The sequence below is a fragment of the Stenotrophomonas sp. TD3 genome, assembly GCF_001939825.1.
Lineage (GTDB): Bacteria > Pseudomonadota > Gammaproteobacteria > Xanthomonadales > Xanthomonadaceae > Stenotrophomonas.
Map to the genome: position 1 here is coordinate 2635393 of NZ_MOYM01000001.1, position 15666 is coordinate 2651058.

Consider the following 15666-nt stretch of genomic DNA (forward strand, 5'->3'; position numbering starts at 1 on the left):
CACTGGAGCTCCCCTCCAATCAAGTACCTCGCCATGCAGCCACAGGACATTCTTCCCGACCACCAGAACGACGTACAGGTAAACGGCCTCACCGTGCGCAAGGGCAGCGTCGGTGCCTTCCTCGCCAGCGTCCGTGACTGGCAGGACCCCGCCAGCGATGACGCCACCCGCGCCTCCGCCGAAGCCGACCTGCGTGCGCTGTTGCCGGGCCTGCATGCGCTGGGCCTGTTCCAGGTGCTGGCCGCACGCGATCCGGCACTGCAGCGCCTGATCGACAGCCTCTCCTGAAACGACACGGCCCGGACATGCCGGGCCGTGTCGTCATTGCGGGGCGGAAACGACTTGATCCCCTCCGTCCCCTTTTTCGTGGTCAGCCGCCGCCCGGGGCGAATACCAGGGTGCGGCGGGTGGTGACCGGTGCGCTGACCGGCTCGAAGCGCCAGCGCTTGACCGCGTTCATGGCTTCACGATCGAAGACGCGCGACGGGGTTGCGCGCAGCACGCGGGCGTTGATCACCGAACCGTCGGTGCCGACGGTGATTTCCACCAGCACTTCGCCGGAGGTGCCTGCACGCAGTGCCTCGGACGGATAGCGCGGTGCCGGGGTGCTGACCGGCCGCAGGTTCGGCGCCGCAGCGGGCGCCGGGGCTGCAGCCTGGCGTGCCGCGCTGGCCTGCTGGGCGGCGGCCTGCTGCTGCTTCTGCTCGGCTTCGCGGCGGGCAGCGGCCTGGCGCTCGGCTTCCTGGCGCTCGTTGTCGCGGCGGGCGGCATCCTGCTGGGCGGCGATCTGCTTGGCCGCGTCGGCTTCCTTGGCGCGCTGTTCGGCCAGGCGCTGCTGTTCGGTCTGCTGCTTGCTGCGGTCCTCGGCGTCCTTCTTCGCCTTCTCGGCTTCCGCTTCGGTGCGCTTGGCAGCGTTCTGCACGCCCTTGGCCAGGCCGTCCTTCAGGCGCGGCAGCGCCGGCGCGGAGGCATCCACCTTTTCGATCAGCGCCACCAGGCGCTGCGCTTCGGTGTAGTCCTCGCGGCCCAGGTGCTGCTCGGCGGCGATCAGGGTGTAGGGCAGCAGGTCGGTCAGCGCGCTCTTCACCGAGGCGTCGTCCGGGGTCTTGTCGCGCAGGGCGAGGTAGTACTCGATGGCGTTGTCGCCGGCCGGCGCGTACATGCGGTTCTCGCGCAGGGCCTGGCTGGCCGACTCACGCAGCTGCTCGGTACCCATCGACTGCACCTTGGCGGCGACCACCGGTGCGGCCGGTGCAGCGGCGGTGGGTGCGGCGGCCGGGGCCGGTGCTGCGGATTCTTCCTTGCCCGAGCAGGCGGCCAGCGCCAGTGCCAAAGCAACCGGCAGCCACCGGCGCGCGGCGGTGATCGTTGAGACGTGCGACATCCTGCTCCCCTCTAGAAGACGACGTGACGTAAATCATTGATATGCAAGGCCGGGACCTGCGGTCCGGGCGCGGCAGGGTGACGTTTCCCGACGCCACCGCCGGCAACGGCGAGGGTGCAATCTAGCATCCCGGCCACCGCCACGTACAAGGGCGGTGGCAGGGAAGGGCAACGGCGACCAGGCCGTTGCCGGCGCCGACCTCAGTGGTCGTGCGCCTTGTCGTGCGACTTGCTGTGGCTGTTGGACATCAGCTTGTCGGTCCAGGCGATGCCGATCGCCGACAGGATGAACACGCAGTGGATGATGGTCTGCCACAGCACGCCTTCCTGGGTCATGGTCGTGCAGGTATCGACGCCAGCGCTGTAGAAACTGGTCGAAGCCGACGACACCGCTGCTGCCCATTGTTCCGGTTTGCACAGCGGCAATCCCTTCAGCGCGCTGGTGGCGATGAAGGTCTTCAGCAGGTGGATCGAGGAGATGCCGATGATCGCCATCGCCAGCTTCACCTTCAGCACGCTGGCGTTGACGTGGCTCAGCCATTCCGGCTGGTCCGGATGGCCTTCCAGGCGCAGGCGCGAGACGAAGGTCTCGTAGCCGCCGACGATCACCATCACCAGCAGGTTGGAGATCATCACCACGTCGATCAGGCCCAGCACGATCAGCATGATCTGCTGTTCACCCATCGAGACCGAATGGGACAGCAGGTGCCAGAGCTCTTTGCCGAACAGGAATACGTAGACGCACTGGGCAAGGATCAGGCCCAGGTACAGCGGCAGCTGCAGCCAGCGCGAGGCGAAGATCAACGAGGACAACGGGGACAGGGGGCGAGGGCTGTGACTCATGCGGGACAGTGCGTTTCGGGGGAGAAGCGAGGTTACCGGCCCGCCATGACGGTGCCAACCCAACTCACGCACTAGACTTCAGGTTCCTTTCCGCACCCCGAGCCGACGCCATGATCGACCTGTATTACTGGCCCACCCCGAACGGCCACAAAGTGACCCTGCTGCTGGAAGAAGCCGGCCTGGAATACCGCATCCACCCGGTCAACATCGGCTCGGGCGACCAGTTCAAGCCGGAATTCCTCGCCATTTCGCCCAACAACAAGATGCCGGCCATCGTCGACCAGGCCCCGGCCGATGGCGGTGCCCCGCAGAGCGTGTTCGAGTCCGGCGCGATCCTGCTGTACCTGGCCGAGAAGACCGGCCAGTTCCTGCCCCGCGACCCGCGCGGCCGCGTGACCACCCTGGAGTGGCTGTTCTGGCAGATGGCTGGCCTGGGCCCGATGAGCGGCCAGATGGGGCATTTCAATGTGTATGCGCCGGAAAAGATCCCGTATGCGATCGAGCGCTATGACAACGAAGTGCGCCGCCTGCATGGGGTGATGGACAAGCGCCTGGCCCAGCACGCCTTCCTGGCCGGCGACGAGTACACCATCGCCGACATGGCCAGCTACCCGTGGATCGGCGCCTACGACAAGCTGCCGGTGGATTTCGCCGCATTCCCGAACCTCAAGCGCTGGCACGAAGCCATCGCCGCACGCCCGGCCACCCAACGTGCCTATGCCTTGCGCCAGAAGGTGAACCCCAACGCCGGCAAGCCGCTCAGCGACGAAGAGCGCAAGCACCTGTTCGGCCAGCGCTGACCCAGGACGGCGTCATCCACGCATGGCGTGGATCTACTGGTGGTGGGTGCCGACCGTTGGTCGGCACTCCTTGCCGCACTCCTTATGGGCAGAAGGTCATGCTGCCTTCCTGCACGGGCTTGGTTAGGATGGGGGACAACCGCCCGGCGCCCGCCGCAGGGCGGACCTGCCGTTTGCCGGGATCCTCCATGCGCCACCTGTTCGCTTCGCTCGCCCTCATGCTCGCCACCAGTACCGCCGCCCACGCCGAAAAGCTGACCCTGGAAGCCATCACCGGCCCGCTGCCGCTGTCCGGCCCGACCCTGATGAAGCCGAAGGTGGCGCCGGACGGTTCGCAGGTCAGTTTCCTGCGCGGCAAGGACAGCGACCGCAACCAGCTGGACCTGTGGACCTACGACATCGGCAGCGGCCAGACCCGCCTGCTGGTCGATTCCAAGGTGGTGCTGCCCGGCACCGAGACCCTCAGCGATGAGGAAAAGGCCCGCCGCGAGCGCCAGCGCATCGCCGCGATGACCGGCATCGTCGATTACCAGTGGTCGCCGGACGCGCAGCGCCTGCTGTTCCCGTTGGGCGGCGAACTCTACCTGTACGACCTCAAGCAGCAGGGGGCGGCGGCCGTGCGCCAGCTGACCCACGGTGAAGGCTTTGCCACCGACGCCAAGCTGTCGCCCAAGGGCGGCTTCGTCAGCTTCATCCGCGGCCGCAACCTGTGGGTGATCGACCTGGCCAGTGGCAAGCAGCTGCAGCTGACCCGCGACGGCAGCACCACCATCGGCAACGGCGTGGCCGAGTTCGTCGCCGATGAGGAGATGGACCGCCACACCGGCTACTGGTGGGCGCCGGACGACTCGGCCATCGCCTTCGCGCGCATCGACGAGGCACCGGTGCCGGTGCAGAAGCGCTACGAGGTCTATGCCGACCGCACCGATGTGATCGAACAGCGTTATCCGGCCGCCGGCGACGCCAACGTGCGTGTGCAGCTGGGCGTGATCGCACCGGCTGCCGAGGCGCAGCCGCGCTGGGTCGATCTGGGCAAGGAACAGGACATCTACCTGGCCCGCGTCGATTGGCGCGATGCGCAGCACCTGAGCTTCCAGCGCCAGTCGCGCGACCAGAAGCAGCTGGACCTGGTGGAAGTGGCGCTCGATTCCAACCGCCAGCGCGTGCTCGCCCACGAGACCAGCCCGACCTGGGTGCCGCTGCACAACAGCCTGCGCTTCCTCGACGACGGCAGCGTGCTGTGGTCGTCCGAGCGCACCGGCTTCCAGCACCTGTACCGCATCGACAGCAAGGGCAAGACCACCGCGCTGACCCACGGCAACTGGCCGGTGGACGAGCTGCTGGCGGTCGATGAAAAGGCCGGCAAGGCCTACTTCCGTGCCGGCATCGAGACCTCGCGCGAAAGCCAGATCTACGCGGTGTCGCTGCAGGGCGGTGAGCCGCAGCGCCTGTCCAAGGCCCCGGGCATGCACAGCGCCAGCTTCGCCCGCAACGCCAGCGTCTATGTGGACAGCTGGTCCAACAGCACCACGCCGCCGCAGATCGAACTGTTCCGCGCCAATGGCGAGAAGATCGCTACGCTGGTGGAGAACGACCTGGCCGATCCCAAGCATCCGTACGCGCGTTACCGCGATGCGCAGCGCCCGGTCGAGTTCGGCACGTTGATGGCTGCCGACGGCAAGACCCCGCTGAACTACAGCCTGATCAAGCCGGCCGGCTTCGATCCGTCCAAGCGCTACCCGGTGGCCGTGTACGTCTACGGTGGCCCGGCCAGCCAGACCGTCACCGACAGCTGGCCCGGCCGTGGTGATCACCTGTTCAACCAGTACTTGGCCCAGCAGGGCTACGTGGTGTTCTCGCTGGACAACCGCGGCACCCCGCGACGTGGCCGTGACTTCGGTGGCGCGTTGTATGGCAGGCAGGGCACGGTGGAAGTGACCGACCAGCTGCGCGGCGTGACCTGGCTGAAGCAGCAGCCGTGGGTGGACCCGGCGCGCATCGGCGTGCAGGGCTGGTCCAACGGCGGCTACATGACCCTGATGCTGCTGGCCAAGGCATCGAACCAGTACGCCTGTGGCGTGGCCGGTGCACCGGTCACCGACTGGGGCCTGTATGACAGCCACTACACCGAACGCTACATGGACCTGCCGGCGCGCAACGAAGCGGGTTACCGCGAAGCGCGCGTGCTGACCCATATCGACGGCCTGCGTTCGCCGTTGCTGCTGATCCATGGCATGGCCGATGACAACGTGCTGTTCACCAACTCGACCAGCCTGATGAGCGCGCTGCAGAAGCGTGCGCAGCCGTTCGAACTGATGACCTATCCGGGTGCCAAGCATGGCCTGTCCGGTGCCGATGCCCTGCATCGCTACCGCGTGGCCGAAGCCTTCCTGGGGCGCTGCCTGAAGCCCTGATACGCAGACGGGAAGGAGCCCGCCGATGACCCTGCCACCGCCGATTCCCACCCATGGCCCGAAGCCCGCCGGCTGGTGGTGCCGTCACTGGCGCTGGGCGATGCCGCTGACCGTGCTGCTGGTGCTGGCCGGGGCCGGCGGCGTGGTGGCCTGGAGCGTGCTGCGCTGGAGCGAGGCGGCACGCGAGAGCCCGCCGATGCGTGAAGCGATGCGTCGCGCGGGGTGCAGCATCGAACTGGTGGAAGCCTTCGGCGAGCCGCTGCGCACCGAATCGATGCCGCTGGGCAGCATGCAGACTGCGCTCAACGGCCAGCGCGATGTCGGCCTGACCGTGGCCCTGGAGGGCCCCCGTGCAAACGGCCGGCTGTTCGTGAAGGGCACCCGCAGTGACGACGTGTGGGACTACCCGGTGATGTACGTGCTGGGCGAGAACAAGCAGACCTTCGACCTGACCGCACTGGATGACGATGAAGCCGCGCAGGAATGCGAACTGCAGGCCTGCCGCGAACGCGGCGAATGCCCGCTGACCGCGGCGTTGTGACCTCCGGCCGATTGTCGCCATCGCGCTGAGCGCGTAGGGTGCGGGCAACCCTTTGCTGGAGTGTCCCATGAAGCCGATTGCATTGGCCGTTGCCCTGGCCCTGACCGCCGCCCCGTTGCTGTCCGCACCGCCGGCGCTGGCTGCACCCGCCGCCAAGGCCGCCACCCCGGCCAGCCCGGCCTGGGTCGCCCGCAGCAATGCACTGGCGCAGATCCTGCTGGATGCGCAGGGGCCGTTCCAGCCGGAAGAAACCGGCTTCTTCGGCGTGCCCGGCTACGACGACAAGGTGGCCGACCTCGGCCCGGACAACGGCAAGCGCTACCGCGCCGCGATGGCCAAGGCCCGCGACGAACTGAAGGCGAAGCTGGCCACCGAGAAGGATCCCAATGTCCGCCAGGACCTGGAGATCATGATCCACGCCGCCAACCAGAACATCGAAGGCAGCGAGCTCAACGAGACGTACCTGCTGCCGTGGAGTGACGCGCCGCAGACGGTGTTCAGCGGCCTCAACCTGCTGCTGTCCGACCAGGTGCCGGCCGAGCGCCGGGCCAAGGCGATCGACCGCCTCAAGGCCTATGCCGGCCTGCAGCCGGGCGGCACCGCGTTCACCACGCTGGCCCGCCAGCGCTACGAAGAGCGACTGAAGGACAGCAGCCTGCTGCAGCCGACGAAGATCGAAGTGCAGCAGTCGCTGGACAACGTCGAGACCTACATCAGCGGCATCGAGTCGCTGCTGAAGAAGTACCAGATCGCCGGTGCCGATGAAGCGATGAAGGCCCTGGCCGGGCAGATGAAGGACTACGCCAGCTGGACGCGCTCGACCGTGCTGCCGAAGGCGCGCAGCGACGCACGGCTGCCGGCGCCGTTGTACGCCTACCAGCTCAAGCAGGTCGGCATCGACATCGACCCGAAGCTGCTGATGCAGCGCGCGCAGCTGGAGTTCATGGAAACCCGCTCGGCGATGCAGCAGCTGGCGCCGCTGGTGGTGAAGGACAAGGGCCTGAAGGTGGCCGACCCGAGCGACCCGGTGGCGGTGATCCGCGCGCTGAAGGCCGACAAGATCGCCGACGACCATCTGGAAGGCCACTACCGCAAGGTGATCGATGCGATCGATCCGTTGATCCGCGAGCACGCCATCGTCGATGTGCCCAAGCGCGCGATGCAGATGCGCCTGGGCTCGGCTGCAGAGAGCGCGGCCAGCCCGGCACCGCATTTCCTGCCGGCGCCGCTGGTCAACAACACCGGGCAGCAGGGCACCTTCGTGCTGCCGCTGGGCAACCCGGCCGCGGGCCCGGGTGCGCAGTACGACGACTTCAACTTCGGTGCGGCGGCGTGGACGCTGAGCGCGCATGAAGGCCGCCCTGGCCACGAGCTGCAGTTCACCGCCATGGTCGAGCGCGGCGTGTCGCTGGCACGCACCATGTTCGCGTTCAATTCGGTGAACGTGGAAGGCTGGGCGCTGTATGCCGAAGCCGAGATGGTGCCGTACGAGCCGCTGGACGGGCAGATGATCGCCCTGCAGTTCCGCCTGCTGCGCGCCGCACGCGCGATGCTCGACCCGATGCTCAACCTTGGCATGACCGACCGTGCCAACGGCGAGCGCGTGCTGATGGAGCAGGTCGGCCTGTCCAAGGCGATGGCCACCCAGGAACTGGACCGCTACATGGTGCGCATGCCCGGCCAGGCCGGCAGCTACTTCTACGGCTACACCCGCATCCTGGAACTGCGCATGCAGACCGAGCTGGCACTGGGTGCGAAGTTTGATCGCCTGGCGTTCAACAACTTCCTGCTCGACCAGGGCCTGCTGCCGCCGGACCAGCTGGCCGATGCGGTGAACAAGGTGTTCGTGCCGAAGTACAAGTAACCGAAGCGCTGGGGTCGGATCCCTTTCCGTAGGGAAGGGCTCTGACCCCGTGCGTCACCGGGGATGCCCATCCACGCATGGCGTGGATCTACCGCATCACCGTCAGCGCTGCGGCTGCGGTGTGATCACCTGCGTCGGCAGCCGTGCCGGGGGGGCCGGGTTCGGTACCCAGATCGCGACGCCGGCGGCGCGTTTCTGCGTGGTCGGAATGCCGATGCCGACGCCACCGCCGACGTGCGAGCCGAACGTGCCGGCGCCGACCGACATGCCCACCGGCGAACCGCTGCTGCCCACGCCCATCAGTACCACGCCATTGGCACCCAGCGCTGCGGCCTCGCGCTTCAGGCGCGCCACCGCTGCATCGGTCTGGCCCTGCGTGCCGAAGCCCACGGCAGATGCCGATTCCAGCTGGGCGATTTCCTGGGAGCCGGCCGGCGGCGTCGAATAGATCTGCACCAGTGCCGGATCGATCGGCGCGCGGGCGCGCCCCAGCATGACCTTGGAAGTGCTGGCACAGCCGGCGGCGACCAGCAGGATGGCCGCCAACGCGGCCCAACGGATGTTCATGGCACGCCCCCTGTAGGACTGGTTGCGATCATCGGCGGGCCACTCTGAATCGGCGCCAACACCCGGGCCAGGGCACGCACGGCAGCACGCTAGCACGGTGCCGGTGACAGCCCCGCCAACGGCAGTAGGCGGCGACCGCGGGAACGACTATGGTGGACAGACAGGAACCAACTGCGGGAGAGCGGAATGGGTGTGATCAGTCTGTTGTGGGGCGTACTGGCGCTGTTGTGGATGATCCTCGCGCTGATTCCGCTGCTGGGCTGGGGCAACTGGTTCCTGATCCCATTCGCCGCCGTGGGCGCGGTGATCGCCGCGCTGGGCATCCTGTTCACGCACCCGACCAAGCGGGGCCGGGCCTGGGCCGGGCTGGTGCTGAACGGCATCGTGGTGGTGGTCGGCATCCTGCGCCTGGGCCTGGGTGGCGGCGTGATCTGAGCGTCGCCGCCGGGTGCGACAGGGCGTCGCAGGTACACGGCCGCGGGCCGGGCAGGGGCGTACAATGAACGGCTGCGCGAGCCCCCCGCGTGCCTGTGAATCCGCGCCCGGCGCGGCTGCCCCATGATCATCCGACCCCGTCCCCACGGCTGGCAACTGCTGTACATCCTGCGCGGCTCGATCGTCAAAGCGATCGCGCCGAAGGTGCTGGCCATCCTGATCCTGTCCATCGCGGTGGCCGCGGTGGTGGAACTGGCGCCGCCGACCGGCATCGAACGCGTTTCCGTCACGCCGTTCACCCTGCTCGGCCTGGTCCTGTCGATCTTCCTCAGCTTCCGCAACAGCGCCTGCTATGACCGCTGGTGGGAAGGCCGCAAGCTGTGGGGCCAGCTGGTCTACGAATCGCGCTCGCTGGCCCGCCAGGTGAACCTGCTGCTGGCCGATGACGCCGGCCGCCGTCGCCGCATCGCCTACCTCACCACCGCCTTTGCCCATGCGCTGGCCGCGCGCCTGCGGGGCCGCATCGTGGCCCTGGCGGCGTTGCCGTGGCTGGACAAGCCGCAGCGCGAGCAGCTGGGCCAGCGCGAGAACGTGCCGGACGCATTGCTGTCGATGATCGCCGCCGAGCTGGCCCAGGCCCTGCGCGCCGGTGAACTCGACCCGATCCTCTACACCCAGCTGGAAGAGCGCCTGCACGCGATGTCGTCGATCCAGGCCGGCTGCGAGCGCATCCTCACCACGCCGCTGCCGTTCGCCTACACCCTGCTGCTGCACCGCTGTGCGTGGATGTTCTGCGTGCTGCTGCCGTTCGGCCTGGCCAGTTCGCTGGGCTGGGGCACGCCGGTGCTGTCGGCGGTGCTCGCCTATGCTTTCTTCGGCCTGGACCAGCTGGGCGAAGAAATGGAAGACCCGTTCGGCCTGGAGCCGAACGACCTGCCGCTGGACGCGCTGGTGCGCACGATCGAGATCGACCAGCTCGACGCGCTCGGCGAACGCCCGTTGCCCGAACCCCTGCTGCCGCAGGGCTACCTGTTGCAATAGCCACTCCTCGGAGCCTGCCATGTCCCACCCGCTTTATCGCCCGCGCCGCATGCGCCACGACGAGTTCTCGCGCCGCCTGATGCGTGAGAACACGCTGACCACCGACGACCTGATCTACCCGGTGTTCGTGCACGAACGGGCCGGCCGCACCGCGGTGCCGTCGATGCCGGGCGTGGAGCGGCTGTCGATCGAAGAGCTGCTGAAGGTGGCCGAGGAAGCGCTGGAGCTGGGCATTCCGGTGATCGACCTGTTCCCGGTGATCGACCCGTCGTTGAAGTCGCTGGATGCGTCGGCGGCGTGGGCCGAGGACGGCCTGGCGCAGCGTGCGATCCGCGCGCTGAAGTCGCGCTTCCCCGAACTGGGGGTGATGACCGACGTGGCGCTGGACCCGTACACCACCCACGGCCAGGACGGCATCATCGACGACAAGGGTTACGTGCTCAATGACATCACCGTCGAAGCACTGGTCAAGCAGTCGGTATCGCACGCTGAAGCGGGCGTGGACATCGTCTCGCCGTCTGACATGATGGACGGCCGCATCGGCGCGATCCGCCGTGCGCTGGATGCCGGCAACCACATCAACGTGCGCATCATGGCCTACTCGGCCAAGTACGCCTCGGCGTTCTACGGCCCGTTCCGTGATGCAGTGGGCAGCGCCGCCAGCCTCGGCAAGGCCGACAAGAAGACCTACCAGATGGACCCGGCCAACGGCGACGAGGCCCTGCGCGAGATCGCGCTGGACCTGGAAGAAGGCGCCGACATGGTGATGGTCAAGCCGGGCATGCCCTACCTGGACCTGGTGCGCCGGGTGAAGGAAAAATTCGGCGTGCCGACCTTTGCCTACCAGGTCAGTGGCGAGTACGCGATGATGAAGGCCGCCTTCGCCAACGGCTGGCTGGACGAACGCGCCTGCGTGATGGAGTCGCTGCTGGGCTTCAAGCGGGCCGGCGCCGATGGTGTGCTGACCTATTTCGCGCCGCAGGTGGCGCGATGGCTGCGCGAGCGCTGACAATAGCGCCACGATAGACGGAGGAATACGCGATGGGACCCGAACTGGGATGGGTGCAATGGTTGATCTGGGGCATCGGTACGCTGGTGTTCGGCGCCATCATCGTCGGTGTGTTCATCGCGGCCTGGCGGGCCGGCAAGCGCCCGCCGGAACAGCTCTCCGCCGCCCGTCACGTGGCCCGTGAGCAGGCGCTGCCGGACAGCGTGCAGGCCGAGCTGGCCGCGCTGAACCAGCGCAAGGACAACGGCCAGCTGAGCGAGATGGAGTACGAGCAGCAGCGTGCCAAGGTGCTTTCGCGCTGACGGGGCAATGCCCGGGGTCGGATCCCTTTCCGCAGGAAAGGGCTCTGACCCCTTCGCGGGCACCATCCACGCATGGCGTGGATCTACCGCACGCACCCCGGCACCGCCGCCACCTTCGGCACGGCCAACCGGTACACATCCACGCCACCGGCACGCGGCGCCTTCGCTGCACTGCTGGCAACCATCATCTCGCCCGGCTTGGCGTTGTCGATCACCGGCGCGCCGGTCCAGCCGCCGGCCCGGTTGAACGACAGCCCCAGCGGCTGCAGCGCCACGCCGCTCCACGCACAGCCGCTGATCCAGACCTGCGCGGTACTGCCGCTGCCGCGGCTGAATACCACGGCGCCGTCATGGCCCAGCCAGTCACCGTCGGTCTCGTCGTCGGCGCTGTTCAACGCGCTCAGTGCGCTGGCCGGGCCGCGCAGGCCCTGCGCATCCAGCGTCGCCACGAACAGGTCCCAGCCGGCGCCGCGGCCCTGCTGCCGGGCAAACAACAGCCGCTGGCCATCCGCGCTCAGGGCCGGCCCGCGCTCTTCCCGGCGACCTCCGTCACCGGCCAGCGGCTGCGCTGGGCCCAGCTGGCCGTCGGCGGCCAACGCAGCGCGGTACAGCGCCAGTGCGCCCTCGCGACCGGCCGCGAACAGCAGCCAGCGGCCGTCCCGGCTGAAGTAGGGATCGCGGGCTTCACCGGCCACGCCTACCGGCAGTGCCTGTGCCTGCTGCCAGCGACCGTCCACCACGCGTGCCTCCCACAGGCCCCAGCCGGCCTCGCCGCGGCGGGCGAAGACGATGCGCTGGCCATCGGCGCTGATCGTGGCGCGGCCCTCGTCGGCGCGGGTCGAGACCACGCCCATGCCTTCGATGCCGTACTCGTTCAACGCCATCGCCACGGGGGCAGAGAGTAGACTGGCGGCGAGCACCAGCAGGGGCGGGGTGATGCGCATCATCCGGTTCCGTGCACGAAAGAGCATCAGTCTAGCCAGCTTGAGGATTCCATGACCGACCGTTACGCCGTCTTCGGACACCCCGTTGCCCACTCGAAGTCGCCGCAGATCCACGCGACGTTCGGTCGCCAGGAAGGCATCGCCATCGACTACCGCGCGATCGACCTGGCCCCGGATGCGTTCCTGGCCGGCCTGGAGGCCTTCGCCGCCGAGGGCGGTGTCGGTGCCAACGTCACCCTGCCGCACAAGGAAGCCGCGTTCTCGGTGTGCACCACGCTGACCGCACGCGCGCGCCGCGCCGGCTCGGTCAACACGCTGCTGCGCAAGGGCGACCGCTGGCACGGCGACACCACCGATGGCATCGGCCTGGTGCGTGACCTGACCGACCGCCACGGCCTGGACCTGCGCGGCCGCCGCGTGCTGATGATCGGCGCCGGTGGCTCGGCGCGCAGCGTCGCCCCGGCGCTGCTCGATGCCGGCATCACCGAACTGGTGGTGGTCAACCGCACGCCGGAGCGCGCCGATGAACTGATCGACGCGATGGGCGAGCCGGGCCGTGCGATCAGCCGCTACTGGGAGGACCTGCGCGACCTCGGCGACTTCGAACTGATCGTCAACGCCACCTCGGCTGGCCGCGACCGCGACGTCGAGTTCAAGCTGCCGCTGTCGCTGGTCAATTCGATGACCACCGCCGTCGACCTGAACTACGGCGAGGCGGCCATTGCCTTCCTGGCATGGGCCCGTGCGGCGCAGTGCCGCAATACCGTCGACGGCCTGGGCATGCTGGTCGAGCAGGCCGCCGAGAGCTTCCTGCAGTGGCACGGCGTGCGCCCGCAGACCGGCGAGGTCTACCAGGCGCTGCGCCAGGGCTCGGCCGTGCTGGCCGGCGAGGACTGACCGATGGACAGCACAACCCTGATGGTGACAGTGCTGAGCATGGTCGGCGTGCGCCTGCCGGTGCTGATCGCGCTGTGCGTCGGCCTGGTCTGGGTGGTCGGTGCGCCGCGCGATGCCACCCGTACCGGCGCGCTGGTCGGCCTGCTGTTGCTGCTGCTGTCCAGCCTGGGTGGCCTGGCGGCGGGCATGCTGCCGATGTGGCTGGTCAGCAGTGGCAACTTCAGCGCCATCTCGGGCATGAGCGCGATCTTCGGCGTGGTGCACTTCGCGCTGGCGATGGTCGAGGCCATCGGCGTGGTGCTGCTGGTGTGGGCACTGGTGCGCCTGCTGCGGCTGCGCGGCAACGCGGTGCAGTGACACCCGGGTGACGGCCCCGGGCCGTCGCCAGCAGCGTCCGGCGTGTTCATCCAGCCGCCGGGCGTCGTCGCTACCCCGTTCAGGCAGCCAGCGGCGGCGGACATGGCCGGCCATGCGACAATGACCGGCCTGATCCAGCTACGGTAGTTCCCGGCGTGACCGAAACCGTCGCCGCTCCGCGCACGCTCGATGACACCTTGAAGGACGCGATCCGCAAGGCGTACACGACGCTGCAGGCCAATACCCCCGGCTTCTCCACCCGTCGCTCGCAGAGCCAGATGATCGGCGTGGTGTCGCGCGCGCTGTCGAAAAGCGGTGGCGTCGGCGTGGTCGAGGCGCCGACCGGCGTCGGCAAGAGCCTGGGCTACCTCACCGCGGGCGTACCGATCGCACTGGCCAGCAAGAAGAAGCTGGTGATCAGCACCGGCACCGTGGCGCTGCAGTCGCAGCTGGTCGAGCGCGACATCCCGAATTTCCTCAAGGCCACCGGCCTGGAAGCGACCGTGGCGCTGGCCAAGGGCCGTACCCGCTACCTGTGCACGCGCAATGCTGCCGAGGCACAGGGCGAGGGTTCGCAGGGTGGCATGTTCGAGGATGACGCACCCTTGTTCGACCGGCCGCTGGCGCCGATCGAGATGGACATCGCCAAGCGCCTGACCGACGCCTTCACTGGCGGCAGCTGGGACGGCGACATCGACAACGCGCCGGAGACCATCAGCCCCGGCCTGCGCAGCCGCATCACCACGCCGGCTTCGGGCTGCGCCGGGCGCCGCTGTGCCTATTCGGCGCAGTGCGCGGTGCTGCGTTCGCGCAATACGGTGCGCGACGCACAGATCGTGGTCACCAACCACGCGCTGCTGCTGTCGGCGCTGTCGATCGGTGACAGCGACAATGGCCAGCCGTTGATCGCGCCGCCCTCGGACATGCTGCTGGTGCTGGACGAAGGCCATCACATCGGCAACGTGGCGATCGACCAGGGTGCGGCCAGCCTCGCGCTGGACGAGATGGCCAAGCGCACCGGCCGCCTGCAGATCCTGATCGCCGGTGCCTACCGCGCGGTCGACAAGGACCGCCTTGGCAACCTGTTGCCGAACGAAGCGATCGAGGTGGCCAGCAACGTGGCCAAACAGCTGCGTGCGTTCCGCGACCACATCGAACGGGTGTGGATGCCGGCGCCGGCCGACGAGGAACCGATGTGGCGCGCGGCCAATGGTCGCCTGCCCGAGGCCTGGCGCGAGCCGATCGAAGCGCTGGCCGACGATACCCGCAGCCTCTACAACTGGGCGCATGCCGCCACCGCGCAGGTGGCCAAGGGCAAGCCGGACGATGCCGCGCGCGAGCGCCTGCAGCGCAACCTGGGCATGGCGCTGGAGATGATCGAGCAGCAGTACAACCTGTGGCAGGCGTGGCGCCGCGAGGACAAGGACGGCGCGCCGCCGATGGCACGTTGGGTCACCGCTACCCGCGATGGCGACCTGGTGCTGCACGGCTCGCCGGTGTCGGCCGCGCACGTGCTGCGCAAGCTGCTGTGGGATGAAGTGGACTCGGTGGTGATGACCTCGGCGACGTTGACCGGCGGTGGCGACTTCCAGTCGCTGGCGATCGACAACGGCATTCCGGAAGAGGCCGAGATGGTCTCGCTGTCGTCGCCCTTCGACCTGCCCAACCAGGCCGAGCTGATCGTGCCGAAGTTCCCGGTCACGCCGGACGACCGCGAAGGCCATCCGCGCGAAGTGGCGCGTTACCTCGACACCGAACTGGACTGGGCCAAGGGCTCGATGGTGCTGTTCACCTCGCGCTGGAAGATGGAGAAGGTGGCCGGGCTGATGTCGGCCGCGCGCCGCAAGCAGGTGCTGGTGCAGGGCGAGATGTCCAAGACCCGGCTGATCGACGAGCACCTGCGCCGCGTGGCGGCAGGCGAAGGCTCGGTGCTGTTCGGGCTGAATTCGTTCGGCGAAGGCCTCGACCTGCCCGGCGAGGCCTGCACCACCGTGGTGATCACCCAGGTGCCGTTCGCGGTGCCGACCGACCCGCAGACCGCTACCCTCAGCGAATGGTTCGAGGGGCGCGGGCTCAATGCCTTCAACCTGATCGCCATTCCGCATGCGCTGCGCACGTTGACCCAGTTCGCCGGCCGCCTGATCCGCACCTCCACCGACACCGGCCGCGTGGTCATTCTCGATTCGCGGCTGCTGACCCGCCGCTACGGCAAGCGCATCATCGATGCGCTGCCGCCGTTCAAGCGCGTGATCGGCTGACCGGGGGCCGT

Annotated in this window: 16 protein-coding genes; 12 read left to right on the top strand and 4 right to left on the bottom strand. The window is 68.4% G+C overall.

What is annotated here, in order from left to right; all coding sequences use genetic code 11:
• Positions 1-33 precede the first annotated feature (33 nt).
• Positions 34-288 carry a hypothetical protein gene (locus BKE09_RS12195; protein ID WP_075675889.1) on the top strand — a complete coding sequence of 85 codons (255 nt, stop codon included), beginning with the start codon at positions 34-36 and terminating at the stop codon, positions 286-288.
• Between the two features lie 82 nt (positions 289-370).
• Here BKE09_RS12195 and BKE09_RS12200 read toward each other — a convergent pair whose 3' ends face one another.
• Together BKE09_RS12200 and BKE09_RS12205 are read right to left on the bottom strand one after the other, a co-directional pair.
• On the bottom strand, positions 371-1384 hold the full coding sequence (locus BKE09_RS12200; RefSeq protein ID WP_075675890.1) for an energy transducer TonB: 1014 nt from the start codon (positions 1382-1384) through the stop codon (positions 371-373).
• A 200-nt stretch (positions 1385-1584) separates the two neighbouring features.
• A complete protein-coding gene (locus BKE09_RS12205; RefSeq protein ID WP_075675891.1) occupies positions 1585-2226 on the bottom strand; it encodes a TIGR00645 family protein in 642 nt (213 codons plus the stop codon).
• Positions 2227-2336: 110 nt separating this feature from the next.
• On the opposite strand from BKE09_RS12205, the gene BKE09_RS12210 reads away from it, so the two are divergent.
• The 4 genes from BKE09_RS12210 (at position 2337) to BKE09_RS12225 (ending at position 7845) form a co-directional block, all read left to right on the top strand.
• Positions 2337-3026 carry a glutathione binding-like protein gene (locus BKE09_RS12210; protein ID WP_075675892.1) on the top strand — a complete coding sequence of 230 codons (690 nt, stop codon included), beginning with the start codon at positions 2337-2339 and terminating at the stop codon, positions 3024-3026.
• Between the two features lie 188 nt (positions 3027-3214).
• Entirely contained in the window at positions 3215-5440 is a 2226-nt protein-coding gene (locus BKE09_RS12215) for a S9 family peptidase (protein WP_075675893.1), read from the top strand.
• A 25-nt stretch (positions 5441-5465) separates the two neighbouring features.
• Entirely contained in the window at positions 5466-5981 is a 516-nt protein-coding gene (locus BKE09_RS12220; protein ID WP_075675894.1) for a cytochrome c oxidase assembly factor Coa1 family protein, read from the top strand.
• A gap of 67 nt (positions 5982-6048) precedes the next feature.
• Entirely contained in the window at positions 6049-7845 is a 1797-nt protein-coding gene (locus tag BKE09_RS12225) for a DUF885 domain-containing protein (protein WP_075675895.1), read from the top strand.
• Positions 7846-7947: 102 nt separating this feature from the next.
• On the opposite strand, the gene BKE09_RS12230 is transcribed toward BKE09_RS12225, so the two are convergent.
• Positions 7948-8412 (bottom strand): hypothetical protein, encoded by a 465-nt coding sequence (locus tag BKE09_RS12230; protein WP_014038879.1) that lies wholly within the window; start codon positions 8410-8412, stop codon positions 7948-7950.
• Positions 8413-8598: 186 nt separating this feature from the next.
• On the opposite strand from BKE09_RS12230, the gene BKE09_RS12235 reads away from it, so the two are divergent.
• From BKE09_RS12235 to BKE09_RS12250, 4 genes are all read left to right on the top strand, one after another.
• Positions 8599-8847, top strand: coding sequence for a hypothetical protein (locus BKE09_RS12235; protein WP_005420185.1), 249 nt, complete (start codon positions 8599-8601; stop codon positions 8845-8847).
• Between the two features lie 123 nt (positions 8848-8970).
• Positions 8971-9888: a bestrophin family ion channel gene (locus tag BKE09_RS12240; RefSeq protein WP_014038878.1), complete on the top strand. Its 918-nt coding sequence runs from the start codon at positions 8971-8973 to the stop codon at positions 9886-9888.
• A 19-nt stretch (positions 9889-9907) separates the two neighbouring features.
• The gene (hemB, locus tag BKE09_RS12245; RefSeq protein WP_075675896.1) at positions 9908-10897 is read left to right on the top strand and encodes a porphobilinogen synthase; all 990 of its coding nucleotides are present in this window, start codon (positions 9908-9910) and stop codon (positions 10895-10897) included.
• A 32-nt stretch (positions 10898-10929) separates the two neighbouring features.
• Positions 10930-11199: a hypothetical protein gene (locus BKE09_RS12250; RefSeq protein ID WP_075675897.1), complete on the top strand. Its 270-nt coding sequence runs from the start codon at positions 10930-10932 to the stop codon at positions 11197-11199.
• Positions 11200-11282: 83 nt separating this feature from the next.
• On the opposite strand, the gene BKE09_RS12255 is transcribed toward BKE09_RS12250, so the two are convergent.
• Positions 11283-12146 carry a PD40 domain-containing protein gene (locus tag BKE09_RS12255; RefSeq protein ID WP_075675898.1) on the bottom strand — a complete coding sequence of 288 codons (864 nt, stop codon included), beginning with the start codon at positions 12144-12146 and terminating at the stop codon, positions 11283-11285.
• Positions 12147-12194: 48 nt separating this feature from the next.
• Between BKE09_RS12255 and aroE the strand changes: the two genes are divergently transcribed.
• The 3 genes from aroE to dinG all read left to right on the top strand — a co-directional run bounded on the left by aroE (position 12195) and on the right by dinG (position 15655).
• Positions 12195-13040 carry a shikimate dehydrogenase gene (aroE, locus tag BKE09_RS12260; RefSeq protein WP_075675899.1) on the top strand — a complete coding sequence of 282 codons (846 nt, stop codon included), beginning with the start codon at positions 12195-12197 and terminating at the stop codon, positions 13038-13040.
• 3 nt (positions 13041-13043) lie between these two features.
• Positions 13044-13397, top strand: a complete 354-nt coding sequence (locus BKE09_RS12265; protein WP_049444215.1) for a hypothetical protein — start codon at positions 13044-13046, stop codon at positions 13395-13397.
• A 155-nt stretch (positions 13398-13552) separates the two neighbouring features.
• Positions 13553-15655: an ATP-dependent DNA helicase DinG gene (gene dinG / locus BKE09_RS12270; protein ID WP_014038872.1), complete on the top strand. Its 2103-nt coding sequence runs from the start codon at positions 13553-13555 to the stop codon at positions 15653-15655.
• The last annotated feature ends 11 nt before the right edge of the window (positions 15656-15666 follow it).

Bases quoted from the DNA above. Each gene is read 5' to 3' on its own strand.
- BKE09_RS12195 (WP_075675889.1), top strand. From the start codon at position 34: ATGCAGCCACAGGACATTCTTCCCGACCACCAGAACGACGTACAGGTA.
- BKE09_RS12200 (WP_075675890.1), bottom strand. From the start codon at position 1,384: ATGTCGCACGTCTCAACGATCACCGCCGCGCGCCGGTGGCTGCCGGTT.
- BKE09_RS12205 (WP_075675891.1), bottom strand. From the start codon at position 2,226: ATGAGTCACAGCCCTCGCCCCCTGTCCCCGTTGTCCTCGTTGATCTTC.
- BKE09_RS12210 (WP_075675892.1), top strand. From the start codon at position 2,337: ATGATCGACCTGTATTACTGGCCCACCCCGAACGGCCACAAAGTGACC.
- BKE09_RS12215 (WP_075675893.1), top strand. From the start codon at position 3,215: ATGCGCCACCTGTTCGCTTCGCTCGCCCTCATGCTCGCCACCAGTACC.
- BKE09_RS12220 (WP_075675894.1), top strand. From the start codon at position 5,466: ATGACCCTGCCACCGCCGATTCCCACCCATGGCCCGAAGCCCGCCGGC.
- BKE09_RS12225 (WP_075675895.1), top strand. From the start codon at position 6,049: ATGAAGCCGATTGCATTGGCCGTTGCCCTGGCCCTGACCGCCGCCCCG.
- BKE09_RS12230 (WP_014038879.1), bottom strand. From the start codon at position 8,412: ATGAACATCCGTTGGGCCGCGTTGGCGGCCATCCTGCTGGTCGCCGCC.
- BKE09_RS12235 (WP_005420185.1), top strand. From the start codon at position 8,599: ATGGGTGTGATCAGTCTGTTGTGGGGCGTACTGGCGCTGTTGTGGATG.
- BKE09_RS12240 (WP_014038878.1), top strand. From the start codon at position 8,971: ATGATCATCCGACCCCGTCCCCACGGCTGGCAACTGCTGTACATCCTG.
- hemB (WP_075675896.1), top strand. From the start codon at position 9,908: ATGTCCCACCCGCTTTATCGCCCGCGCCGCATGCGCCACGACGAGTTC.
- BKE09_RS12250 (WP_075675897.1), top strand. From the start codon at position 10,930: ATGGGACCCGAACTGGGATGGGTGCAATGGTTGATCTGGGGCATCGGT.
- BKE09_RS12255 (WP_075675898.1), bottom strand. From the start codon at position 12,146: ATGATGCGCATCACCCCGCCCCTGCTGGTGCTCGCCGCCAGTCTACTC.
- aroE (WP_075675899.1), top strand. From the start codon at position 12,195: ATGACCGACCGTTACGCCGTCTTCGGACACCCCGTTGCCCACTCGAAG.
- BKE09_RS12265 (WP_049444215.1), top strand. From the start codon at position 13,044: ATGGACAGCACAACCCTGATGGTGACAGTGCTGAGCATGGTCGGCGTG.